The sequence below is a fragment of the Ensifer sp. M14 genome, from assembly GCF_003355565.1.
Taxonomy (GTDB): Bacteria; Pseudomonadota; Alphaproteobacteria; order Rhizobiales; family Rhizobiaceae; genus Ensifer.
Window position 1 is genome coordinate 192,284 of sequence record NZ_QJNR01000004.1, and the last position, 22,528, is coordinate 214,811.

The 22,528-nt window shown below is 62.3% G+C and carries 20 protein-coding genes; 3 read left to right on the forward strand and 17 right to left on the reverse strand.

Going from position 1 to position 22,528, the window contains the following annotated elements:
- Positions 1-103: 103 nt before the first annotated feature.
- Positions 104-2,500: a methyl-accepting chemotaxis protein gene (locus BLJAPNOD_RS00990; RefSeq protein ID WP_115418619.1), complete on the forward strand. Its 2,397-nt coding sequence runs from the start codon at positions 104-106 to the stop codon at positions 2,498-2,500.
- Positions 2,501-2,572: 72 nt separating this feature from the next.
- Here the strand turns inward: BLJAPNOD_RS00990 and BLJAPNOD_RS00995 are convergent, their stop codons facing one another.
- Positions 2,573-3,517, reverse strand: a complete 945-nt coding sequence (locus BLJAPNOD_RS00995; protein ID WP_115418620.1) for a nucleoside hydrolase — start codon at positions 3,515-3,517, stop codon at positions 2,573-2,575.
- Between the two features lie 159 nt (positions 3,518-3,676).
- Here BLJAPNOD_RS00995 and BLJAPNOD_RS01000 point away from each other — a divergent pair, with 159 nt between their 5' ends.
- Entirely contained in the window at positions 3,677-4,108 is a 432-nt protein-coding gene (locus tag BLJAPNOD_RS01000; protein ID WP_077502970.1) for an Hsp20 family protein, read from the forward strand.
- A gap of 47 nt (positions 4,109-4,155) precedes the next feature.
- On the forward strand, positions 4,156-4,413 hold the full coding sequence (locus BLJAPNOD_RS01005; RefSeq protein WP_053248868.1) for a DUF1150 family protein: 258 nt from the start codon (positions 4,156-4,158) through the stop codon (positions 4,411-4,413).
- Positions 4,414-4,523: 110 nt separating this feature from the next.
- Here the strand turns inward: BLJAPNOD_RS01005 and trmB are convergent, their stop codons facing one another.
- The 16 genes from trmB to BLJAPNOD_RS01085 all read right to left on the reverse strand — a co-directional run bounded on the left by trmB (position 4,524) and on the right by BLJAPNOD_RS01085 (position 22,438).
- Entirely contained in the window at positions 4,524-5,222 is a 699-nt protein-coding gene (gene trmB, locus BLJAPNOD_RS01010; RefSeq protein ID WP_115418621.1) for a tRNA (guanosine(46)-N7)-methyltransferase TrmB, read from the reverse strand.
- 99 nt (positions 5,223-5,321) lie between these two features.
- A complete protein-coding gene (gene metK, locus BLJAPNOD_RS01015) occupies positions 5,322-6,560 on the reverse strand; it encodes a methionine adenosyltransferase (protein WP_077502972.1) in 1,239 nt (412 codons plus the stop codon).
- A 197-nt stretch (positions 6,561-6,757) separates the two neighbouring features.
- Positions 6,758-7,174 (reverse strand): helix-turn-helix domain-containing protein, encoded by a 417-nt coding sequence (locus BLJAPNOD_RS01020; RefSeq protein ID WP_077502973.1) that lies wholly within the window; start codon positions 7,172-7,174, stop codon positions 6,758-6,760.
- Positions 7,175-7,319: 145 nt separating this feature from the next.
- Positions 7,320-8,915, reverse strand: coding sequence for an apolipoprotein N-acyltransferase (gene lnt, locus BLJAPNOD_RS01025; protein WP_115418622.1), 1,596 nt, complete (start codon positions 8,913-8,915; stop codon positions 7,320-7,322).
- Between the two features lie 222 nt (positions 8,916-9,137).
- Entirely contained in the window at positions 9,138-10,295 is a 1,158-nt protein-coding gene (locus tag BLJAPNOD_RS01030) for a hemolysin family protein (protein WP_077502975.1), read from the reverse strand.
- 12 nt (positions 10,296-10,307) lie between these two features.
- A complete protein-coding gene (gene ybeY, locus BLJAPNOD_RS01035; RefSeq protein WP_115418623.1) occupies positions 10,308-10,814 on the reverse strand; it encodes an rRNA maturation RNase YbeY in 507 nt (168 codons plus the stop codon).
- Positions 10,815-10,828: 14 nt separating this feature from the next.
- Positions 10,829-11,887 carry a PhoH family protein gene (locus BLJAPNOD_RS01040; RefSeq protein ID WP_115418624.1) on the reverse strand — a complete coding sequence of 353 codons (1,059 nt, stop codon included), beginning with the start codon at positions 11,885-11,887 and terminating at the stop codon, positions 10,829-10,831.
- Positions 11,888-11,913: 26 nt separating this feature from the next.
- On the reverse strand, positions 11,914-13,311 hold the full coding sequence (gene miaB / locus BLJAPNOD_RS01045; RefSeq protein ID WP_115418625.1) for a tRNA (N6-isopentenyl adenosine(37)-C2)-methylthiotransferase MiaB: 1,398 nt from the start codon (positions 13,309-13,311) through the stop codon (positions 11,914-11,916).
- A gap of 64 nt (positions 13,312-13,375) precedes the next feature.
- Positions 13,376-14,176, reverse strand: coding sequence for a lysophospholipid acyltransferase family protein (locus BLJAPNOD_RS01050; RefSeq protein WP_077502979.1), 801 nt, complete (start codon positions 14,174-14,176; stop codon positions 13,376-13,378).
- A 93-nt stretch (positions 14,177-14,269) separates the two neighbouring features.
- On the reverse strand, positions 14,270-14,767 hold the full coding sequence (locus BLJAPNOD_RS01055) for an N-acetyltransferase (protein ID WP_077502980.1): 498 nt from the start codon (positions 14,765-14,767) through the stop codon (positions 14,270-14,272).
- A 6-nt stretch (positions 14,768-14,773) separates the two neighbouring features.
- Complete coding sequence (gene tsaB, locus BLJAPNOD_RS01060) at positions 14,774-15,433, reverse strand: tRNA (adenosine(37)-N6)-threonylcarbamoyltransferase complex dimerization subunit type 1 TsaB (RefSeq protein ID WP_115418626.1); 660 nt, start codon at positions 15,431-15,433, stop codon at positions 14,774-14,776.
- 120 nt (positions 15,434-15,553) lie between these two features.
- Positions 15,554-16,120 carry a NifU family protein gene (locus BLJAPNOD_RS01065; RefSeq protein ID WP_077502982.1) on the reverse strand — a complete coding sequence of 189 codons (567 nt, stop codon included), beginning with the start codon at positions 16,118-16,120 and terminating at the stop codon, positions 15,554-15,556.
- 106 nt (positions 16,121-16,226) lie between these two features.
- Positions 16,227-16,718, reverse strand: coding sequence for a universal stress protein (locus BLJAPNOD_RS01070; RefSeq protein WP_077502983.1), 492 nt, complete (start codon positions 16,716-16,718; stop codon positions 16,227-16,229).
- A gap of 52 nt (positions 16,719-16,770) precedes the next feature.
- A complete protein-coding gene (gene trpS, locus BLJAPNOD_RS01075; RefSeq protein ID WP_077502984.1) occupies positions 16,771-17,835 on the reverse strand; it encodes a tryptophan--tRNA ligase in 1,065 nt (354 codons plus the stop codon).
- 158 nt (positions 17,836-17,993) lie between these two features.
- Positions 17,994-19,598 carry a murein biosynthesis integral membrane protein MurJ gene (gene murJ, locus BLJAPNOD_RS01080; RefSeq protein ID WP_115418627.1) on the reverse strand — a complete coding sequence of 535 codons (1,605 nt, stop codon included), beginning with the start codon at positions 19,596-19,598 and terminating at the stop codon, positions 17,994-17,996.
- Positions 19,595-22,438, reverse strand: coding sequence for a [protein-PII] uridylyltransferase (locus tag BLJAPNOD_RS01085; RefSeq protein ID WP_115418628.1), 2,844 nt, complete (start codon positions 22,436-22,438; stop codon positions 19,595-19,597). The genes murJ and BLJAPNOD_RS01085 overlap by 4 nt, the downstream gene beginning before the upstream one ends.
- Positions 22,439-22,528: the final 90 nt, after the last annotated feature.

Genomic DNA, 22,528 nt, shown 5'->3' on the forward strand with positions numbered 1-22,528 from the left:
ATGCCGGTCGGCATCTGGCGCTCCATGATGGAGCCTCACCCACATTGTGAAATGCGTTCGCCGCAGGTTTGCGCCTGCGGACCTCCCAGCACGTGAGGATTTCATGTTCAAGTTCCAAGCCAAATCGCTGGCGACCAAGCTGATCGCGGTGACAGGCGGCACGATCGCGCTCGTGTTGCTCGCCTCGAACTTCGTTCTCATCTCCCAGACACAGGACCGCGTCGAAACGCTGGTGCTCGATCAGGCAAGCGGCGAGGCAAAAGCCATTGCCTCCGATATCGCCGGCGGCATTGGCGAACTCGCAAGCGCGTCGCGTTCGATGGCCGGCATTCTTGGCCGTAGCCACGCAGAAAAATCGATGGAACGCGCCGGCGTGATCAACGTCCTCAGGGCCAATCTCGAGCAGAACCCCTTTGCCTTTGGCAGTTGGTTCGCCGAGGAGCCCAAGGCCTTCGACGGCCGCAAGGAGGAAATCGCCAACAACAAGGAGCTGGGCGCCAACGAAGACGGTATCTTTGCGCCCTATTGGTCGAAGAACCGCAACAACGAGATCCAGTTCTCGACCTTCCGCGCGGACTACGCTGCGGAATGGTACAGCCTGGCCGCAAAGAGCGGCAAGGGCGCGATCACGCCGCCCTACACCGCGCAGGACACCGATGTCCCGACCGCGATGAGCTCGATCGCCTATCCTGTCATGTCCAACGGCAAGCTGGTCGGCGTCTCCGGTGTCGACATTTCGCTCGCCTCGCTGGCGGACGGCCTTTCCAAGCTGAAGCCGTTTGATACCGGCCGTGTCTACCTGCTCTCGGAATCCGGCAAGTGGCTGGTGGCGCCGATTCCGGACCTGCTGCTCAAGGATTATGACGGCGAAGGCAACGAGATCGTCAAGAAGGCGCTGGCCTCCGGCACGTCGGGCGTCATCAAGAACCTGTCCTATGACGGCAACGAACCGTTCGACCGCGTCGTCTATCCCTTTGCCCTGTCGGGCGTGAACACCAGCTGGATCGTGCTCGTCGACGTACCGCGCTCTGCGATCAACGCACCGGTCCGCGACCAGACCTTGATGATGATCATCGGCGGCCTCGTCGTCCTCGGAGCAGTGCTGCTCGGCCTTTACTTCGCCGTTCGTGGTTTCGTTCAGAAGCCGCTTGCAGGCCTCGTCAAGGACGTCCGCAACCTCAGCAACGGCGACTACGGCAATTCGATCACCGGTCAGGACCGCTCCGACGAGACGGGCCAGGTGGCACAGGCACTCGAAGGCTTCCGCCACCAGTTGGCCGATACCAAGCGGCTCGAAGGCGAAGCCCGCCACGAACGCGAGCAGGCCGAGCATGAACGCAGCCGTTCCGAAACCGAGCGGGCCTCGTCCAGCGCCCTTCAGCGCGACATCGTCGCGCGCCTCGGCAAGGGTCTGTCGCATCTTTCCTCGGGTGATCTCGCCTTCCGCATCACCGACGAATTCCCCGGCGAATACGCCCAGCTGAAACGCGACTTCAACGCGGCGATGGACAGCCTCGAAGAGACGATCCGCACCGTCAACCACTCGGTCGTCAACATCGGAAACGGCACCAGCGAAATCAGCAGCGCCGCCAATGATCTGTCGCATCGCACCGAACAGCAGGCGGCAAGCCTCGAAGAGACCGCCGCCGCCCTCGACGAGCTGACCTCTCAGGTCAACGCCAGCGCCGAAAACGCCAAGGTCGCCGCCAAGTCGGTGGACGTCGCCAGCAGCGATGCCGGGCAGTCCGGCGAAGTCGTGCAGAAGGCGATTGCCGCGATGAAGGGCATCGAGCAGTCGTCGCACGAGGTCAGCCGCATCATCGGCGTCATCGACGAGATTGCCTTCCAGACCAACTTGCTGGCGCTCAACGCCGGCGTCGAAGCAGCCCGCGCCGGCGATGCCGGCAAGGGCTTTGCCGTCGTCGCTCAGGAAGTCCGCGAACTGGCGCAACGCTCGGCAAACGCCGCCAAGGAGATCAAGACGCTGATCAACACCTCGGCCGGCCAGGTGCGCGAAGGCGTCGATCTCGTCGGTCGCGCCGGTGGCGCGCTTGAAAAGATCGCCGATCAGGTGGTGCAGATCAACGGCCTGATCCGGCAGATCTCCAGCTCTGCCTCCGAACAGGCCGTCGGCCTCAAGGAGATCAACTCGGCCGTCAACCAGATGGACCAGGTGACCCAGCAGAACGCCGCGATGGTGGAGGAAACCACCGCTGCCGGCATGGCGCTCAACGAAGAAGCCCGCGCGCTGAGCACGCTGGTCGCCCGCTTCCGCGTTGCACAGCGCTCAGGAACGACGGCTCAGCCGAGCTCGGCAGAGATGCTGCGCGGAACGGCCGAGCGCATGCGCACGGCCGAACGCCCGGCGCCGGCCCCTGCCCGCGAAGCTCGTCCGGCCGCGAGCCCGGCGCGCGCCGGCTATACGCCATCTACACAGCGCGCGCTGACGCAGACCTCCGGCGCCAACGCGCTCGCCCAGGACAATTGGGAAGAGTTCTGACCGAGAACCCATGAAATGCAAAACGGCGCCTCTCGGGGCGCCGTTTTCATTTGTAGTCCTGGCTTGCAACGATCAGATGCGCGCCAGCCGCTCCGTCAACAGATCGAAGAAGCCCTGGTCATCGATGTGGCGCATGACCTTGGCATTGTGCTTGCGGCCCGTCACCTGCCACCAGTCAACCACGGTCATGCCCGTCGTCAGCGGCGACTGAACCTCGATCTCGACGTTGCAGTCACGCCCGGTGAAAAGCTCCGGCCGCAGGAGATAAGCGATGACGGTCGGATCGTGCAGCGGGCCGCCGTCCGTGCCGTATTTCTCGATGTCGAACCGCTCGAAGAATTCCAGCATTTCCGCCATGGCGATCGCCGGGGCGCTGCCGATCTCGCGGATCTTCGCCACGCGCGCCTTGTGCGTCAGCACTCGGTGAGTCACGTCGAGCGGCATCATGACGATCGGAATGCCCGACCGGAAGACGATGTCAGCCGCTTCCGGGTCGACATAGATGTTGAATTCGGCCGCCGGCGTGATGTTGCCACCTTCAAAGAAACCACCGCCCATCATCACCAGCTCGCGGACCTTCGGCGCGATATCCGGCGCCTTCTGAAGGGCGAGCGCGACGTTGGTCAAGGGACCGAGCGTGCAGAGCGTAACCGTACCCGACGCCTCGGCACGCAGCGTCTCGATGATGAAGTCGACGCCATGCTGTGCCTGAAGCGTCATCTTCGGCTCGTCGAGAACAGGGCCGTCGAGGCCGGTCTTGCCATGCACATGCTCGGCGGTGACCAGCGGCCGGGCGATCGGCCGGTCGGCGCCGGCGAAAACCTTGACGTCGGTCCTTTTGCACAATTCGCAGATGATGCGGGCATTGCGCGCGGTCATCGCGAGCGGAACGTTGCCGGCAACGGTCGTGATCCCCAGGAGGTCTATCTCTTCCGGACTTCCGAAAGCGAGCATGATGGCGGCGGCATCGTCCTGCCCGGGATCAGTGTCTATGATTATTTTTCTCGGCACAGGCACGCTTGTGTTCCTCCTTGGGATTCTCGCGCTGCGGACTATGATTTGCGTGCACGCCGGAGGCAAGCGGCTTGCGCTCATTGCGCACAGCTACCATATTGGCAGGAGGATGCTGCTTGGCAGGTCCGGTTAATGGTCGCTTGATCTTACAAGGACTTGGGAATGAGCCGAATTACGCCTTTCACGAGCCCACTGCTGCTGGGTTTCGACACGATGGAAAAGACCCTCGAGCGTATTGCCAAGGGAAATGACGGGTATCCCCCCTACAATATTGAACGCATCCGCGGCGACGATTCTGTCGACGCGCCGGAGCGTTTGCGCATTACCCTTGCTGTCGCCGGTTTTTCCGAAGACGATCTCGACGTCACAACCGAGGAAAACCAGCTCGTCATTCGTGGCCGCCAGGTCGACACCGGCGATCGCGAATACCTGCACCGCGGCATTGCCGCCCGGCAGTTTCAACGCACATTCGTCCTTGCCGACGGCATGAAGGTTCTCGGTGCCGAATTGCGCAACGGCCTGCTTTCGGTCGATCTCGTTCGTCCGGAACCGGTGCGTATGGTAAAGAAAATTAACATTTCAGTCCCAGAGTAGGATAACCGGCGGGATTTTCCCCTGGCCGGCGACCACGGAGTACCACCATGGGACTGAAAGCCATCACCTCGTCATTGTCCATGAACGACCTCGCCCATCTCGGCGAGGGCGAAGTCGGCTATATCAGAAAGATGCGGTCGGAAGAGGTTTCCCGTTGCTTCCCGGAAGCGCCGGAAATGGGACCGGGCATCGATCTGTGGGCCCTGTTCGGTGCCGACGGCACACCGATCCTCTTGACCGACAACCGCTCCAGCACCTTCTACAAGGCGGCTGAGGACGAATTGCGGACTGTCAGCCTGCACTGACCGTCAACCGCGGCGCCGCTTCGCCGTGGGAATGCAAAAGCGCCGCGCGTCAGATCTGACGCGCAACGGACGCTTTCAAGTTGCTGCATGATTCTGAGAGAAGCCGTCGCTTACACGCGGCGGAACGTCAGATAGGCGGAACTCCGCCCTTCCCTGCGTGCCTTGGCCTCGTAGCGCGTGCTCGGCCAGCCCTCATACGGCGTCAACCAGTCCGATGCCTGTTCGGCCGTCCATTCGAAGGCTGAATGGTCTCGGCAATGCAGCAGCGTCCAGTTGACGTAGGTATCGATATCGGACGCAAAGCAGAAAAGACCGCCCGGCTTCAGCACGCGTGCGAAGCGGTCGAGATTAACGCTGGACACGAACCGACGCTTCCAGTGTTTGCGCTTCGGCCAGGGGTCCGGATAGAGCAGGTCGATCTGGTCGACACAGGCTGCCGGCATCCAGTCCAACACCTGCGTGGCGTCGTCATTGTAGAGACGAATGTTGGAGACACCCTTCTCCTCGATCTGCCCGATCAGCTTTGCCATCGAATTGACGAAGGGTTCGACGCCGATGAAGCCGGTCGACGGGTTCTCGGCCGCACGATGGATCAGATGCTCGCCGCCGCCAAAGCCGATTTCCAGCCGGACGCGATCGACCGGTTCGGGAAAGAGCGACTTCATGTCCTGCGGTGCAGGCGTGCCGAGATCGAACTTTAGTTTCGGCAGGATGGTTTCGAGATGAGCCGCCTGGCGCTCGCGCAAGGGCTTGCCTTTGCGGCGTCCGAAGAAGGCTTCCGTAGCGCGGCTGCGGCGCGGTTCAGTCATGACAATCTTCCTTAAACGAGCAAGGCGGACACCCCTTTCGGGGGCATCCGCCTAAAGCTTTAGCGGCCGGACGTTCTGTGTCCGGCAAATGTCGAAGCGTCAAGCCCCGATGGCTTCCTTGAGCGGCTTGACCAGGTCAAGCTTCTCCCAGGAGAACGATCCGTCACGGCCGGCCTTGCGGCCAAAGTGGCCATAGGCAGCGGTCTTGGCGTAGATCGGCTTGTTGAGGTCGAGGTGGCGACGGATGCCGGTCGGCGACAGGTCCATCGTCTTGCGGATCGCATCTTCCACCTGGTCCTCGGAGACCTTGCCGGTGCCGTGCAGGTCGACATAGACCGAGAGCGGCTGCGCAACGCCGATGGCGTAGGAAAGCTGGATCGTGCAACGGTCGGAAAGACCGGCAGCAACGACGTTCTTGGCGAGGTAACGAGCGGCATAGGCAGCCGAACGGTCGACCTTGGTCGTGTCCTTACCCGAGAAAGCGCCGCCGCCGTGCGGCGCTGCGCCACCATAGGTGTCGACGATGATCTTGCGACCCGTCAGGCCAGCGTCACCATCGGGACCGCCGATGACGAACTTGCCGGTCGGGTTGATGTACCAGGTGCAATCGCTGGCAATCTTCAGATCGTCAAGCGCTTCGCGGATATAGGGCTCGACGACGGCGCGAACCTTGGCCGAATCCCAGCTCTCGTCGAGATGCTGGGTGGACAGGACGATCGACACGACTTCTGCCGGCTTGCCATCGATGTAGCGCACGGTGACCTGGCTCTTGGCATCAGGACCGAGCTTGGCGACTTCGCCGTCGCCTTTCTTGCGGGCAGCAGCGAGCAGATGCAGGATGCGGTGCGAATAATAAAGCGGTGCCGGCATCAGTTCCGAGGTCTCGCGGCACGCGTAACCGAACATGATGCCCTGGTCGCCAGCGCCTTCCTCACCCTGCTTGTCAGACGCGCTGTCGACGCCCTGTGCAATATGTGCGGACTGGAAGTGGAGGAGAACGTCGATTTTCGCCGTCTTCCAGTGGAAACCGTCCTGCTCGTAGCCGATGTCGCGGATCGCCTTGCGCGCGGCAGACTTGAACTTCGAGGGGTTGATGACGTCGTTGCCGTTCTTGTCCTTCTTCAGAAGGCTCGGCGGCAGGCGGACTTCGCCGGCGATCACAACGCGGTTCGTCGTCGCCAGCGTTTCGCAGGCAATGCGTACGCCCCAGGGATCGACACCGGTCTTGGCAGCTTCACGGTAGACCAGATCGACGATCTCGTCGGATATACGGTCACATACTTTGTCCGGATGGCCCTCGGCCACGGATTCACTCGTGAACAGGTAGTTTGAACGCATGCGGGAATTCCCCTCAAGAAGATAAAGCGCTGCATCGTGTTAGTGGTTTTGCGCCCGAAAAACAAGCGAACAACGACATAAATATATCTTTATATCAACAACGGCGCCAATCACTTCCGATATCAGAGGGAAACGGCGGACAAGAAAAAAGCGGCACTAATGGCCGCTTTGTTTTCCAATTCCGATGGGTTTTGGGACTATTCGCTCTCTGCTTCCGCAGCCAGCGCCTTGACGAGATCGACGAGCTTGCGACGCACCTTGGGATCGGTGATCTTGACGAAAGCGCGATTGAGCTGAAGCCCTTCCGAGGAGGAGAGGAAGTCGACGACGTAGTTCGAGCTTGAGGCTTCGGCCAGGCCGGAAGCGCTGGTATTTTCGCCGGGAGCATCTTCGAAGAAGAAGGAAACAGGGACATTCAGGATGCCGGAAATGTTCTGCAACCGGCTGGCACCAACGCGGTTCGTGCCTTTTTCATACTTCTGGATCTGCTGAAACGTGATGCCCAGGCTTTCGCCCAGCTTTTCCTGGCTCATGCCTAGCATCGTGCGGCGAAGACGAATCCGGCTACCGACGTGAATGTCGATCGGGTTCGGCTTCTTCTTGTTTTCCATCATATCTGCGTTCCTAAACACGCTGTTTCAATCATCCACGGACTGACATGAAGACACCGCACACCGCCGCAACCGCAACGGTGAAGAAAAGAGTCGCCACAGCAGAAACCGATGGTGCGGACCACTATGCAATTTTAGGGGTTTTAGGTCAATTCTTCCTAATATTAAAACTAACACGCGAGAAGACTGCAACCAGCAGGAGGAAGATTGCGCACAACCCGAAAATTCGGCTACGTATGACCTCATTCGTGGGCGTAGGAAGCCTTCCCGGCAGAATTGTGTCGACCACTCCCCTATAATTGTACGCCAATCCTACCACTAAAACCCCACGTGCATCAACAATTGCTGATATACCATTATTGGCTGCACGTATAAGGGGTATCCCCGACTCCACTGCACGCAACTGCGACTGATGGAAGTGCTGGCGCGGACCCGGCGTGTCGCCGAACCAGGCGTCATTGGTGATGTTGAGCAGTGCGTCGGCGCCGCGCGCGTCCGTGCCGATCTCGCCGGGGAAGATCGCCTCGTAGCAGATGAGCGGGTAGAAGGTGCGACCACCCGGCAGGGTCAACAGGGAGCGGGTCTTGGCGGCCGAGAAGCCGCCCGGCATGGCGGCAGCAACCGAGCTTAAGCCCCAGGACGTCAGCAGATCTTCGAACGGAAGGTATTCACCAAAGGGAACGAGATGCACCTTGTCGGCGGCGCCGATGATCTGCCCGCGCCCGTCGATGACGTAGATCGAGTTGTAATAACGCGGCGGCAGGCCGGCGCCTGCATCTTCCGCGCGCACCGCACCGGCAATCAGGATCTGCCCGTCGTCGAGGACTTCGGCAATGCGCGCGAGCGCATCGGGACTGTCGGTGAGGATGAACGGGATCGAGGTTTCCGGCCAGACGACGATATCTGGCTTCCTGGCGCCGCCTTCGGCGGGCACTGCGGTCAAGGCGAGATGCTCCTCGAAGATCGCGCCGCGCTCGTTATCATCGAGCTTCTTTGCCTGATCGATCACCGGCTGGACGAGGCGAACGGCAAGCGGCTGATCCGGTCCGGCCGGTGGCGGCAGGGCAAGCCGATAAAATCCGAAGCCGATGTGGGCGGCACAGAGTGCGACGGCAAGGCTGAGACCGATCCGGCCGCCCTTGCCCGTTCCGGCAAGGGCCGGGGCCGCGAAGACGAAGACCGCCAGCATGTTGATGGTCGCCAGGCTGACGACGCTGGCCGACTGCATCATCAATGGCATCGGCATCGCGGCATAGCCGATGGCATTCCAGGGGAACCCGGTGAAGATGAAGGAGCGCAACCATTCGGCAAGCCCGAAGCCCAATGCCAAAGCCGCGATCCGGCCCACCCCGTCCGACCACAGGATGCGGGCAATCAGGGTTGCGAGCGCATAGAACACGGCAAGGCAGGCCGGAAGGCCTACGACTGCGAGCGGCAGCGCCCAGGCGAAGCTGTCCGCCTCCACCAGCAACGCGTTGCCAAGCCACCACAGCCCTCCGAGGAAGTAGCCGAAGCCGAAGGCCCAGCCGATCGACACCGCCGGCCAAAGCCGGCGGATCAAACCGCCCTCCGGGTGGCCGGTCGCACCGTCGAGCAGCCAGACAAGAACGGGAAAGGAGAGGAAGGCCGCCGCAAAGATGCCGAATGGCGGCTGCGTCAGAACAGCCAGAAGCCCCGCGACAAACGCGAGCAATAGCCGGGGCGCGCCCGACAGAAGCATGATCCTGCCAGCCAGTCTTTCCATGCAGCCTCCTGTTGGCGCAGGCCGCAGAACACGGACGCTGCGCGGGAAGAACAACCGAATCAGTTGCCGGCAGTGTTCCAAAAAAGTGGCTGCTTGTCCCCTTTGCAGCACCAGGCATCGAAATTGCCGCGCAAATGGGACGCCACCGGTCGATGACCGATTGCCGATCCCAGCGAAGCTCGAGATCGAGAGCTACGCTGGGAACGCAGTTTGTGAATAAGGCTATTGTTCGCTGGCCGACGCTTGCTGCGGCTCGGTGCCGTTGCCGCGATTGGCGGACAGCTGCTCCTGTGCCAATTCGCCTTCGGAGCGCACCACGCGGCGACGGGCCGGCGGACGCTTGCGCATGATGCGCACGCGCTTGACGCGTCGTGGATCGGCATCAAGGATCTGGAATTCGAAGCCGGGCAGCGCCTGCACCACCTCGCCCCGGACCGGGATCCGGCCCAGAGACGCGAAGATCAGGCCGCCGAGCGTATCGACATCCTCGAGCTGCTCGCGCACGTCGAAATCGGAGCCGATCGCCTCGGCGATCTCCTCGAGTTCGACACGGGCATCAGCGACGAAGATATCCTCGGAGGTCTTGGCGAACATGACCTCGTCGTCGTCGTGCTCGTCCTCGATGTCGCCGACGACCATCTCGACGATGTCTTCGAGCGAAACGAGACCGTCGGTGCCACCATACTCGTCGATGACCAGCGCCATCTGGATACGGGCGGCCTGCATGCGCTGCATCAGGTCGGATGCCAGCATCGACGGCGGCACGAACAGGAGCTGGCGGATAATACCCGCCTCTTCCAGAGACTTGCCAAGATCGACGCGCGACAGATCGAAGGTTGCTTTCGGCGATCTTGGCGCCTTCTCAGCGGACGCGGTGGTGGTCTGTGCCTTGCCGTTGCGACGGCGGTTGCGGGCCTGCTTGGTCACATAGGCAAGCAGGTCGCGGATGTGGACCATGCCGCGCGGATCATCGAGACCTTCATTGTAGACCGGCATACGCGAGCGGCCGGACTCCTCGAAGATTACCATCAGCTCACCGATGGTGATGCTCTGGTCGACGGCCTCGATATCGGCGCGCGGAACCATCACGTCTTCGACGCGCACCTCACGGAAGCGCAGGATGTTGTTGAGCATCGCCCGCTCTTCGGGCGAAAATGCCGTGTTGCTGTCGGCGTCCGTCAGCAGTGCGTCGGCAAGGTCCTCGCGGAGGCTCGAAGGATTGGCGCCACGCAAAATGCGCGCCGCACGGCTCCAGAAGGACGAAGTGGATTTGGTGCCCTCTTGTCGAGTGGCGGTGCTACTACTGCCCGCCTCCGCCTCTCCGGAGGCATCGGCCTCCTCGGTCGCCATTGCGACGGGCTGTGTTTTAAAGTCGCTCATTGGTCCAAACTGTTAATCCGGGGATCGGTCCCCGTAGGGATCAGATAAGCCAAGACGCGCCAAAATGCGAGTCTCCAGGCTTTCCATTCTTTCGGCTTCATCATCTACCATATGATCATAACCGAAAAGATGCAGGAATCCATGCACGAGAAGATGCGTCAGGTGCGCGTCGAAGGTCTTTTCGAGATCGACAGCTTCGCGCTCCAGCGTCTCGCGTGCCACGATGATGTCACCGAGCATCGGTCCCGGCATCTTGCCGGGCGTCAGCGGGAAGGCCGGGAAGGACAGAACGTTGGTCGGCTTGTCCTGGCTGCGCCACTCCGCATTGATGGTGCGAATGGAGGCGTCGTCGGTAAAGACCAGCGACAGCTCGGGCTGCATCTTCGGAAAGGGTTGATGTTCTTCCGCCTTCAGGAAGGCGGCCGCAGCCTCGAGCACCGGCGACGAAAAGGCGAGAAGCGCCTCTTCGTCGGGCCAATTGCCCTCTTCGACGCTGATCTGGATATCCAATGCACTCATGATCGCGACGACCGCTATCGGCGGTCGCCCTGCTCGCTTTCATCGTGCACGGCCGTCTGGGCTTCGTAAGCCCTGACGATACGTGCGACCATCGGATGGCGCACGACGTCGACGTCCTTGAACCGGATTTCCGAAACGCCTTCGACGCCGCGAAGGATCTGCAAGGCCTCGACCAGGCCCGACTTGACGCCGCGCGGCAGGTCGACCTGGCTCGGGTCGCCGGTGACGATCATCCGGCCGTTCTCGCCGAGACGGGTCAGGAACATCTTCATCTGCATCGACGTGGTGTTCTGCGCCTCATCAAGGATGACGGCGGCATTGCCGAGCGTGCGACCGCGCATGAAGGCGAGCGGCGCGATTTCGATGACACCTGCTGTGATGGCCCGCTCCACCTTGTCGCCCGGCATCATGTCATAGAGCGCATCATAGAGCGGCCTGAGATAGGGATCGACCTTCTCCTTCATGTCGCCAGGCAGGAAGCCGAGGCGTTCGCCGGCTTCGACGGCCGGACGGGAGAGCACGATGCGGTCGACGGCACCACGCTCAAGCAACTGTGCTGCACGGGCAACCGCAAGATAGGTCTTGCCGGTACCGGCCGGACCGACGCCGAAGACGAGCTCGGAGCGCTCCAGCGCGCGGATATAGGCATCCTGCGTCGGCGTGCGGGCGACGATCGTCTTCTTGCGCGTTGAAATCTGCGCCATCGTCAATTTGGCTTTTTTCTCCATGGTCGGCAATTGTAGCTGATCATCGGCAGCGACCGCCATTCGGATCGCGCCTTCCACATCCGACGTATCGATCGATCCGCCGCTCTGCAACCGTCCATAGAGAAAATCGAGTGCGCGCCGCGCCTGGTTGGTGGCGACGACATCGCCCGAGATCGCAACGGAATTGCCGCGAGGATGCGCCTCGATCTTCAGCCGCTCTTCAAGAAGCTTCAGATTCTGGTCGAACTGCCCGAAGAGTTCGCTGGCGAACCGGTTGTTCTCAAATGTGAGCACGAAGTGATTGGCGTCTGTCGCAGTTGTTTTCGACTGGCGCGATGATGAAGAGATCAGTTCGTGTCCGTTCAAGCGGTTCAGGCTCCTGTTTTCGGTCCTTACCCGATCATCTCGGCAAACAGACTGTTGTTTCCAGCCTTGATGATTCGCACCTTGATAATGTCACCGATTTGCGATGCTTTTGCATCAACATTCACGGGCTGCAGCCACGGCGAACGGCCGACGAGTTGCCCGGGCATACGGCCCGGCTTCTCCAAGAGCAGGTCGATTTCGCGACCGACACAGGATTCGCCAAAGGCGCGCTGCTGCGAAAACAGCAAAGCCTGCAATCTTTCCAGACGCTTGGCTTTGACGTCCTCGGGAACCTGATCGTCAAGATCGGCGCCTGGCGTGCCCGGACGGGTCGAATATTTGAACGAAAATGCCTGTGCATAACCCACGGCTTCGATGAGCCGGATGGTGTCTTCGAAGTCCTCGTCGGTCTCGCCGGGGAAGCCGACGATGAAATCGCCCGACAAAGCAAGGTCTGGCTGCGCCGCACGGATACGCTCAATCAGGGCGAGATATTCAGCCGCCGTGTGCCGCCGGTTCATCGCCTTGAGGATCCGATCGGACCCTGCCTGCACCGGCAGGTGCAGATAGGGCATCAGCTTCGGCATCGAGCGATGCGCCTCGATCAGGCTGTCGTCCATGTCGCGCGGATGGCTGGTGGTGTAGCGCAGCCGCGCCAGCCCCTCGATGTCGCCAAGACACTGCAGGAGATCGCCGAGGCCCCATTCGCGGCCATCCGGACCGACGCCATGCCAGGCGTTTACGTTTTGGCCGAGCAAAGTGATTTCGCGCACGCCGGCCTCGACCAGCTTCTGTGCCTCGGACAGGATCTGGGCGACGGGACGGGAAACCTCCGATCCGCGCGTATAGGGAACGACGCAGAAGGTGCAGAACTTGTCGCAGCCTTCCTGCACCGTCAGGAACGCCGTGACGCCGCGCGCGCGGGTCCTGGCCTTGTCGGGTGCCGGCAGATGCTCGAACTTGTCCTCGACCGCATAGTCTGTCTGGACGACGCGCTCGCCGTTGCGCGCACGCTTCAGCGCCTCCGGCAGGCGGTGATAGGTGGTCGGTCCGATGACGAGATCGACGGCCGGCGCCCGGCGCAGGATCTCGTTGCCCTCAGCCTGGGCAACGCAGCCGGCAACGCCGATCACCATCTCGCGGCCCTCGAGCGCCTTTGCCTTCTTCAGGTCGCGCAGGCGGCCAAGCTCGGAGTAGACTTTCTCGGCTGCCTTCTCGCGGATATGACAGGTGTTGAGAAGAACGAAGTCGGCATCTTCCAGAACGTCGGTCGAGACATAGCCGTCCCGCGTCAGCGCATCGGACATGCGGTCGCTGTCGTAGACGTTCATCTGACAGCCGTAGGTTTTGACGAAAACCTTGCGGGCCGGCGTGCGTTCGTCGCCCGCTGCGGGCGTCGTCAGAAGAGCTGTTTCCTGGGTCATGCCGGTTCTTTAGTGCAAAGCGGGCCGGAATTGAAGTATTTTCGCGGGCCGCGCGTTGACGGCGCTAGTGACGCCGGGCCCGCCCGCGCAGGCGATCCGACAACATCGAGCGGATGCGCTGCTCGATGACGCGGCTGACTTCCTTGCGGTTGGTGTGGTGGTCGTAGTCGACGGCCTCGCCGAAATCGACATCCACCTCGATCGCGCCTTCGCGCAGGATACCGAGCAGATGCGGCGCAAGGCCGGTATCGCCCGGCCAGGCGGCGATCGGCCGGTTGAAGCGTCCCATCGGCATTCCGTGGATGCCGGTATATGAGATCGCCACCGGCTGGACGTGAACAAGGCCGGTCGGCGAATGCGGTACGGCAGAGGCGGCAGCGCCGAACAGCGACGTCTTGATCTCAAGCAGGCGGTTGCCGTCCGACGTCGTGCCTTCCGGGAAGAGCACGACGATCTCGCCGCCGGCGAGCCGCTGGCCGATCTCGCTCACCTGTTTTCCCGTTGCACGCTTCTGTTCCCGCACGACAAAGATCGAAGCCTGCAGCCGTGCGAGAACGCCGAAGACCGGCCATTCCTTGACCTCGGACTTGGCGACGAAGACGACATCGGCAACCGAAGACAGGACCAGGATATCCTTCCACGACGCGTGGTTGGCGCACAGAAGCAGGGGCCGGCGGCGGTCCGGCATGCCATGGACGCGCACCTTGATGCCGAGCAGGTAGCAGGCCATACGGTGCCAGTAGCGCGGCAACAGGCGGCGCGGCTTCAGGTCCAGCCAGAGGCAGACGATCTGCACCGGCATCAGCACAAGCGAGGCCAGCGCCAACACCAGCGCGAACAGGGCGATGCGCAGCCAATTGATCATCGAAAAGGATTTCCTGCGCCGTTCACGCACCACTCCGCATGGCTGTGCGAAGGCTTGGCTCATCCGATACGTGCCAAACCAGTCGGCTTCGCACTAGCGAAGATCGAGCCGCATGACAAGCGCGGCGGTGCGCTGTCCTGCCTTGTCCTGATAATAGGCGCGGCGTTCGCCGACCTTGAGGAAGCCGAGCTTACGGTAAAGCCCGATCGCAGCCTGATTGGTCTCGTCCACCTCGAGGAAGAGCGTGTCCGATCCCTTGACGGAGGCTTCGCGCATCGCCGCCTGCATCAGTCGCCAGCCGAGGCCGGAGCGGGCATAACGGGGATCGACGCCGATCGTCAGGATTTCGGCCTCGCCGGCAACGGCACGCGACAGCACGAAACCGCCAAAGGCGGGCCGCAACGAGCCGTTGGTCTGGCGGGCAACAAAACCGAACACCGTGTCCTGGACCAGCAGGGCATGGATTTCACCATCGCTCCATGGAGAGGCAAAGCGCTGGCGATGCAGGCCGGCGGCGGCGATCAGATCGGGCTCCTCCAGCGGGAAGATGTCGAACTCGGCACGGCGCGTGAAGTAGTCGGTGAAACTCATCGGGGTCTAGGCTCTGGTCACGGCGAAGCCCGCTTGCGGCTTGGCGTCGGGCCCCCGAAGATATAGCGGCTTCGGCTTGGCCGAGGCTGGATCAGCGCCGGCACCAAGCCGCGCGACCACTGCGATATCGACAAGATCGGCGGTCTTGACCGGTGTCACGGAGGTCAGAAGTTCGGCACCCGAACCGGCAACGCACCCTTCAAAGCCGGCAAAGCGGTCGCGGGCGGTCATGACGGCGAGCGCTTCCGCCTCAGTGACGGCGTGGCCTGCCGCATCGAACGCCTGGACATAGACTTCGTCGCGCTTGGCGTCGATGGCGACCAGCACCGCTTTGCCCGGCGCCGCGGTGCGGGCTTCCTGCGCGAGAACGTGAAGTGAGGAAATGCCGACTGCCGGTTTGCCAAGCGCAAGCGCCAGACCGCGCGCGGTCGCGACCCCGACACGAATGCCGGTAAACGATCCCGGGCCGATGGTAACGGCGATGCGATCTATATCGCCAATCGGGCGATCGGCGCTGGCGAGCGCCTCGTCGACGAACTCCATCAGCCGTTCGGCATGGCCACGGCCGATATTGGCCCCGGATTGTCCAAGAATGGCGTCAGAGCCACTGTCATAGATGGCAGCGGAACAGCCGGACCCGGAGGTGTCGATGGCAAGGACGATCATTTCAGTTGCAGCAGTTCCAGACGCATCCTGCCGCGACGCCCTTATGGCATCGCGGTCACGCTTACTCGACAAAGACACCGGCCACGGCCCCGAAGGGCGCAGCCGTTCGCCATCGCGATATCAGACGGCTTCGACCGCTTCCACCTCGGGAACGAAGTGACGCAGCAGATTCTGCACGCCGTGCTTCAAGGTGGCCGTCGACGACGGGCAGCCCGAGCATGCACCCTTCATGTTCAGGAACACGGTGCCATCCTTGAAACCGCGGAAGGTGATGTCGCCACCGTCCTGCGCAACGGCCGGGCGAACACGGGTTTCGAGCAATTCCTTGATGGTGGCGACAATGGTCTCGTCGCCGGGCTCGAAGAATTCGTCTTCCTCATCGAGCTGCTCGGCACGGCCGGCACCGGCCATGATCGGCGCGCCGGACATGAAGTGCTCCATGATCGAGCCGAGGATGGCGGGCTTCAGGTGCTGCCACTCCTGCCCGTCCTTGCTGACGGTGATGAAGTCGTAGCCGAAATAGACGCCGCTGACGCCGGGGATCGAGAACAGCCGGGCAGCAAGCGGCGAGCCGGCGCGGGCTTCTTCCTCGTCGCGGAATTCGGCAGTGCCGTTTTCCAGCACGACCTTGCCCGGCAGGAACTTGAGCGTGGCCGGGTTCGGCGTGGCTTCGGTCTGGATGAACATGTTTTTCTCCGTCTCGCCGGGATCGGTCCTCAACCGGCTCTTTAGAATAGTTCAAAAGAATATATGATTTTCGTTTCGCCCCCGCAAGGGCGCAAAGGGACGCAGCTTAGCTGAGCGCGTCGATTTCCTCGTCGGTCAGAAGATCCGGGATGACCGTCACCGGGATCGGGAAGGCTGCCGCCTTGCCGGCGATCGACGATACCAGCGGACCGGGGCCTTCCTTTGCCGAGCCTGCGGCTAGAACCAGGATCGCGATGTCGCGATCCTCTTCGATGGCCGAATGGATCTGCTCGGTTGCGGCCCCTTCGCGAATGACGATTTCGGGTTCGATGCCGATGCGTTCGCGCACGGCCTGCGCCACCTTGGCAAGGGTGGCTTCCGCCTCTTCGCGGGCTTCGGCGCGCATGATTTCCTCGACCCCCAGCCATTGCTGGAAGTCGCCGTCGGCGATGATATAGAGCAGGACGAGACCGCCATTGGAATTCTTGGCGCGCATGCCTGCATAATGCACGGCGCGGCCGCATTCCGGGGTATCGTCGATCACCGCCATGAATTTGCGGCGGTGACCTTCAAGTCGTGAGAGTCGGGTCGAGACCATGCGGCGAACATTACATTCCAGATTATCCGCCGCAAGGTCTCATTTTCGCCTTTTACTGCAGAAACCCGATGATATCGCGAACCTCGGTCATCGTCTTTTCCGCACGCGCCCGGGCCCGCGCGCCGCCATCGCGAAGGATGGCGTCGATATGGGCGGTGTCGCCCATCAAGCGGCGCATCTCGCCGGTGATCGGTGCGAGAACCTCGACCGCCAGGTCAACCAGAGCCGGCTTGAACACCGAGAACTGTTGGCCACCGAACTCGCCCAGAACCTCTTCCTTGGTCTTGTCGGAAAGGGCTGCGTAGATGCCGACCAGGTTGTCCGCCTCGGGACGTCCCTTGAGGCCGTCGAGCTCGCTCGGCAACGCGTCCGGATCGGTCTTGGCCTTGCGGATCTTCTTGGAGATGGTTTCGGCGTCGTCCATCAGGTTGATGCGTGAAAGATCCGACGGATCGGACTTCGACATCTTCTTGGTGCCGTCGCGCAGTGACATCACGCGGGGCGTAGCACCGCCGATCAGCGGCTCGACCGGCGGGAAATAGGCATGAACGGGCTCTTCGCCGACGACCGTGTCGACGCCGTAGCCGCGGGCGCGGATGTGCTCCATGAAGTCGATGTTGAACTTCTGCGCGATGTCGCGCGTCAGTTCCAGATGCTGCTTCTGGTCGTCGCCGACTGGAACGTGGGTGGCGCGATAGACGAGGATGTCGGCGGCCATCAGACTCGGATAGGCAAGCAGGCCCAGCGAGGCGTTCTCGCGGTCCTTGCCGGCCTTGTCCTTGAACTGGGTCATCCGGTTCATCCAGCCGATGCGGGCGACGCAGTTGAAGATCCAGGCGAGTTCCGCATGCTGCGGTACGGCCGACTGGTTGAAAACGATGTGCTTTTCCGGGTCGATGCCGGAGGCGATGAAGGCTGCGGCGATCGAGCGGATCTGCCCCTTCAGGTCCTCGTGCACAAGCTGGGCCGTGATCGAATGCAGGTCGACGACGCAATAGATGCAATCGTTGTTTTCCTGCAGGGCCACGAACTTGCGGATTGCGCCGAGATAATTGCCGAGATGGAGATTGCCCGTCGGTTGCACACCGGAAAATACGAGCGGCTTGAATTCGTTCATGTCGTCCTCAATAGGCTGGTGGAGGGCCCCAGGGCAAGTCGTCGCCCATGTAGCTAACGGCATGGCTTATGCACGTCGGACGGGGTGCAATCAAGTGGCCCAAATCCGGGCTGGCGACGCCGATTGTTGTCGGCATCGCCGCTTGATAGTCAGGCTTGTCAGGCGTCCGTGTCCGGGGTCGGCGCAGGCTCTGCCTTGGTCTTCGCCTCGCGCTTCATGTTGCGGCGGATCATGCCGAGATTGGCGCCGCCGATGCCGAAAGCGATCGCGAAATAGATCACCATCGCAACGGCCACCAGACCGCAAAGCGTGGTTGCGCGCACCACTAGCGGCGCTGCCGACGACACCTCGTAGGCCAGCCATTGCAGGGCAAAATGCAGCGCGACCGCCATGCCGGCAGCTGCGATGACAAGACGGGGAATGCGGGTCAGAAGCGGGATGTCACGCCCCCAATGGCCGCGCCAGACGAGCATGCCGAACAAGAGCACGGCATTGACCCAGCCGGCAACGATTTCCGCCGTGGCGATGCCGCTTGCGCCCAGCCGCGGAAACAGCGTTAGGGCCAGCGATACGTTCACCGCAACCGAGATGCCGGCAAAGATCATCGGCGTGCGTGTATCCTCGCGGGCAAAGAAGCCGGGAATGAAGGCCTTGATCAGCACGAAGGCCGGAAGACCTAGGCCGTAGATCGCCAGAATATGGCCGACGACGACGGTCGACGACGCCGAGAATTCACCGCGCTCGAACAGCAGCCGGACGATCGGCTCAGACATCACCAGCAGGGCAGCTGCTGCCGGCAAGGTCAGGAACAGGGTGAACTCAACAGAGCGGTTCTGCAGGTTCGACGCCTCGTTGAGGTTGCCGGAGCGCAGCGCCCGCGCCAGTTCCGGCAACAGCACCGTTGCGACTGCAATGCCGACGACGCCGAGCGGCAGCTGGTAGATGCGGTCGGCATAGACGAGCGACGATACGGCACCCGCCTGCGCCGAGGCGATATTGGTGTTGATCAGCAGGTTGATCTGGGTGATGCCGCCGGTGATCGCAGCCGGCAGCGCCAGCACCAGCAACCGCCGGACGTTGGACGTCAGCCGGGGCCGACGGAAGCCGATCTTGATGCCGGCATTGCGCACGGCGACCCAGACGATCGCCAGTTGCACGAGACCGGCGGCCATCACGCCCCAGGAGAGGCCATAGCCGACGGCAATCGGATCCTGGCCGATATACCAGGCATAGCCGAGGATACCGATCAGGATGATGTTGAGGAACACCGGCGCGATCGCTGCGGCGAAATAACGGTGCAGCGAATTCAGCATGCCCGCCATCATCGCGGCGAGCGACATGCAGGCGAGATAGGGGAACATGATCGTCGCGAAGACGATGGTGTTGCCGAGCTTTGCTGGATCGTTGGCGAAACCGGGCGCGATCAGGTTGCTGACGATGAACGGCATCGTCAGTTCCATCGCGATCGTCAGGAACAGAAGCACGGTGAAGAGAACGCCGAAGACTTCCTCGGAGAAGCGCCGCGCGCCTTCCATGCCGTTCGCCTCGATCTCCTTGGCAAAGAGCGGCACGAAGGCGGAGTTGAAGGCGCCTTCGGCAAAGAGCCTGCGAAAGGTGTTGGGCAGGCGGAAGGCGGTGTTGAAGGCATCGGCGACCGGGCCGGTGCCAAGCGCCGCCGCCATGAAGGTTTCGCGGATGAAGCCGAACAGGCGGCTGCCGAGCGTGGCGCCGCCGACGGTTGCAAATTTCTTGACCAGACTCATGTTTCGGCTTTTGTCGTTCTTTGAGCGGAGGACGTGCCTGCGGCAGGCGCGATGATGCCGGATGGCATCCGGTCTCGAACCTCGTCGGCCTCGTCGGCCATGACGGCCTTCAGGCGGGCGGCGATGTTCATCTGGCGGTTTTCACTGGTGACCTTCTGGCCGACGAGATCGGTGATGTAGAAGGTGTCGATGACCTTCTCGCCGAAGGTGGTGATGTGCGCCGAGGCAATGTCGAGAGAAAGGTCCGAGAGCACGGCGGTGATCTCTGACAGCAGGCCGGGGCGGTCGAGGCACTCGACCTCGATGACCGTGAACTTGTTCGAGAGCGTGTTGCTGATCGTCACCTCAGGGGTCACGGTGAAGGCCTTGTTGCGCTTCTTGACCTTGGTGCGGCTGGCAATCACTTCCGGCAGGCGCTTGCGGCCCGACAGCACGTCCTCGATCAGCTTGCCGATGCTTGCGGCCCGGCGCGTCTCGTCGCCGTCGACGGAAAACTCGCGGTTGACCAGGATCGTATCCAGCGCCCGGCCATCGGACGTCGTGAAGATCTGCGCGTCGACGATGTTGGCACCGGCCGCCGCACAGGCGCCGGCAATGACCGTCAACAGCCGCGGGTGGTCGGGCGAAAGCACGGTGATTTCGGTAATCGCATGGAACTGGTGCGTGCGCACCATGGTCGACAGCGCCTTGCCGGCCGCATCGGCCTCGCGGATGAAGCGGGCATGGCGGATCTGGTCTTCAAGCGCCACCGTCAGCAGATACGGCTGATAGTGCAGCCGGACGTAGGCCTCGCGCTCGCTTACCGGCCAGTCGGTCAGTGCGTCGCTCAGCATGGTCGCCGCATGGGCCGCACGCTCCTTGCGCGACAGCTCGGAGAAGCCGCCCGAAAGCAGGAGCTCGGTTTCATAGTAGAGCGTGCGGAGCAGCTGCCCCTTCCAGCCGTTCCACACACCCGGGCCGACGGCGCGGATGTCGCAGACGGTGAGGATCAACAGCATTTTCAGACGGTCGAGCGACTGAACCCGTTCGGCAAAGTCGACGATGGTCTTGCGATCGTTGAGGTCGCGGGTCTGGGCGACCATCGACATCGTCAGATGCTCGTCGATGAGCCAGGCGACCAGCTCGGTCTGCTTCGGCGTCAGGCCGAAACGCGGGCAGAGCCGGCGCGCCACCTTGGCGCCGGCGACCGAATGATCCTCCGGCCGACCCTTGGCGATATCGTGCAGAAGCACGGCGACATAGAGCACCTCGCGCTCCTCGATCCCGGGCATCAGCTTGGCGACCAGCGGGTGGGCGTCCTCCTCGATGCCGCGCTCGACCCGCGAGAGAACGTCGACTGCGCGCAGCAGATGCTCGTCCACCGTGTAGTGATGATACATGTTGAACTGCATCATCGAGACGATCTTGCCGAAGTCCGGAATGAAGCGGCCAAGCACGCCCGCCTCGTTCATGCGGCGAAGGATCAGCTCCGGCTTGCGCCGCGAGGTCAGGATCGACAGGAACAGCCGGTTGGCTTCCTCGCTCTCGCGCAACTGCGGCTTGATCAGGCCGAGCGAGCGCGTCACCTGGCGAAGGGCCGCCGGGTGAAATTCGAGATTGTTGATGTCGGCGATGTGGAAGAAACGCAGGAGATTGACCGGGTCGCGCTTGAAGACATCGGGGCTTGCAAGCGCGATGCGCCCGCCGTCGTCGACGAAATCGAGGGTGCCGGCGATCTTGCGGCTGCGATGAGTGAAGCGGCCGATGATGCCGGAAAGGCCCGGCGCGTCCTTGGCCTGCTGATCCTCAAGGGCTGCGCAGAAGATGCGGGTGAGGTCACCGACATCCTTGGCCACCAGGAAGTAGTGCTTCATGAAGCGTTCGACCGCCGAAAGGCCCGGGTGGTCGTGATAACCGAGCGCCTCGGCGATCTCGCGCTGAATGTCGAAGGACAGACGCTCCTCGGCCTTTCCGGTCTGGAAATGCATGTGGCAGCGCACCGCCCAAAGGAAGTCCTCGGCCTTCTGGAACAGCTTGTATTCCGTTCGCGAGAGAACGCCGAGCTTCACCAGGTCGGCGGAATCCTTGACCCGGTAGAAATACTTGGCGATCCAGAACAGCGTGTGCAGGTCCCGCAGCCCGCCCTTGCCTTCCTTGACGTTGGGCTCGACGAGATAACGCGTGTCGCCGGCCTTGCGGTGGCGCTCGTCGCGCTCGGCGAGCTTGGCGGCGATGAAATCCGGCCCGGTGTTGCGCACGATCTCATGGTCGAAGCGCGTTTCGAGCTCGGCCGCCAGTACCTCGGAGCCGCAGATGTAGCGGGTCTCGAGGATCGCCGTACGGATCGTCATGTCGGCGCGCGAGAGCCGGATGCAATCCTCGATCGTGCGGGTGGCATGGCCGACCTTGAAGCCCAGATCCCACAGGATATAGAGCATGAACTCAATGGCGGGCTCTGCCCAGACGGCCTTCTTCACCGGCAGCAGGAAGAGCAGGTCGATGTCGGAGCCCGGCGCCAGCGTACCGCGGCCGTAGCCGCCGACCGCAGCAACCGCGATGCGGCTTGCAGGCGGCGCATTGGCCGCATCAAAGATCTCGTTGAGCACGAAATCATGCAGCACCGTGATCAGCTGGTCCTGAAGCCAGGAGATGCGCTCGGCGCACAGGATGCCGCCACCGTCGCCGGCAAAGAGTTCGCGCGCCTTGGCGCGGCCGGCAACGTTGGCCTGCTTGAAGGCTGCGAGCAGTGCCTGACGCATCGGTTCGCGCTGCTCGGCATGGGCCGAGGCGATGAAGTCGCATTTCGCCCGAAGCGCTGCGACATCGAGAATTTCGGGAAAGGAAGTTTCGTGTCTGCCCATGAAGTGCCGAGGGGCGTCCTGTCCGACTGGTTGCGTGGTCCGCTGTTTGAAGAGCATTCCTGCATGCTCCCATTCGATCAAGGCCGAACC

Coding starts and splice junctions, on each gene's coding strand:
- BLJAPNOD_RS00990 (WP_115418619.1), top strand. CDS start 104: ATGTTCAAGTTCCAAGCCAAATCGCTGGCGACCAAGCTGATCGCGGTG.
- BLJAPNOD_RS01000 (WP_077502970.1), top strand. CDS start 3,677: ATGAGCCGAATTACGCCTTTCACGAGCCCACTGCTGCTGGGTTTCGAC.
- BLJAPNOD_RS01005 (WP_053248868.1), top strand. CDS start 4,156: ATGGGACTGAAAGCCATCACCTCGTCATTGTCCATGAACGACCTCGCC.
- trmB (WP_115418621.1), bottom strand. CDS start 5,222: ATGACTGAACCGCGCCGCAGCCGCGCTACGGAAGCCTTCTTCGGACGC.
- metK (WP_077502972.1), bottom strand. CDS start 6,560: ATGCGTTCAAACTACCTGTTCACGAGTGAATCCGTGGCCGAGGGCCAT.
- BLJAPNOD_RS01020 (WP_077502973.1), bottom strand. CDS start 7,174: ATGATGGAAAACAAGAAGAAGCCGAACCCGATCGACATTCACGTCGGT.
- lnt (WP_115418622.1), bottom strand. CDS start 8,915: ATGGAAAGACTGGCTGGCAGGATCATGCTTCTGTCGGGCGCGCCCCGG.
- BLJAPNOD_RS01030 (WP_077502975.1), bottom strand. CDS start 10,295: ATGAGCGACTTTAAAACACAGCCCGTCGCAATGGCGACCGAGGAGGCC.
- ybeY (WP_115418623.1), bottom strand. CDS start 10,814: ATGAGTGCATTGGATATCCAGATCAGCGTCGAAGAGGGCAATTGGCCC.
- miaB (WP_115418625.1), bottom strand. CDS start 13,311: ATGACCCAGGAAACAGCTCTTCTGACGACGCCCGCAGCGGGCGACGAA.
- BLJAPNOD_RS01050 (WP_077502979.1), bottom strand. CDS start 14,176: ATGATCAATTGGCTGCGCATCGCCCTGTTCGCGCTGGTGTTGGCGCTG.
- BLJAPNOD_RS01055 (WP_077502980.1), bottom strand. CDS start 14,767: ATGAGTTTCACCGACTACTTCACGCGCCGTGCCGAGTTCGACATCTTC.
- tsaB (WP_115418626.1), bottom strand. CDS start 15,433: ATGATCGTCCTTGCCATCGACACCTCCGGGTCCGGCTGTTCCGCTGCC.
- BLJAPNOD_RS01065 (WP_077502982.1), bottom strand. CDS start 16,120: ATGTTCATCCAGACCGAAGCCACGCCGAACCCGGCCACGCTCAAGTTC.
- BLJAPNOD_RS01070 (WP_077502983.1), bottom strand. CDS start 16,718: ATGGTCTCGACCCGACTCTCACGACTTGAAGGTCACCGCCGCAAATTC.
- trpS (WP_077502984.1), bottom strand. CDS start 17,835: ATGAACGAATTCAAGCCGCTCGTATTTTCCGGTGTGCAACCGACGGGC.
- murJ (WP_115418627.1), bottom strand. CDS start 19,598: ATGAGTCTGGTCAAGAAATTTGCAACCGTCGGCGGCGCCACGCTCGGC.
- BLJAPNOD_RS01085 (WP_115418628.1), bottom strand. CDS start 22,438: ATGGGCAGACACGAAACTTCCTTTCCCGAAATTCTCGATGTCGCAGCG.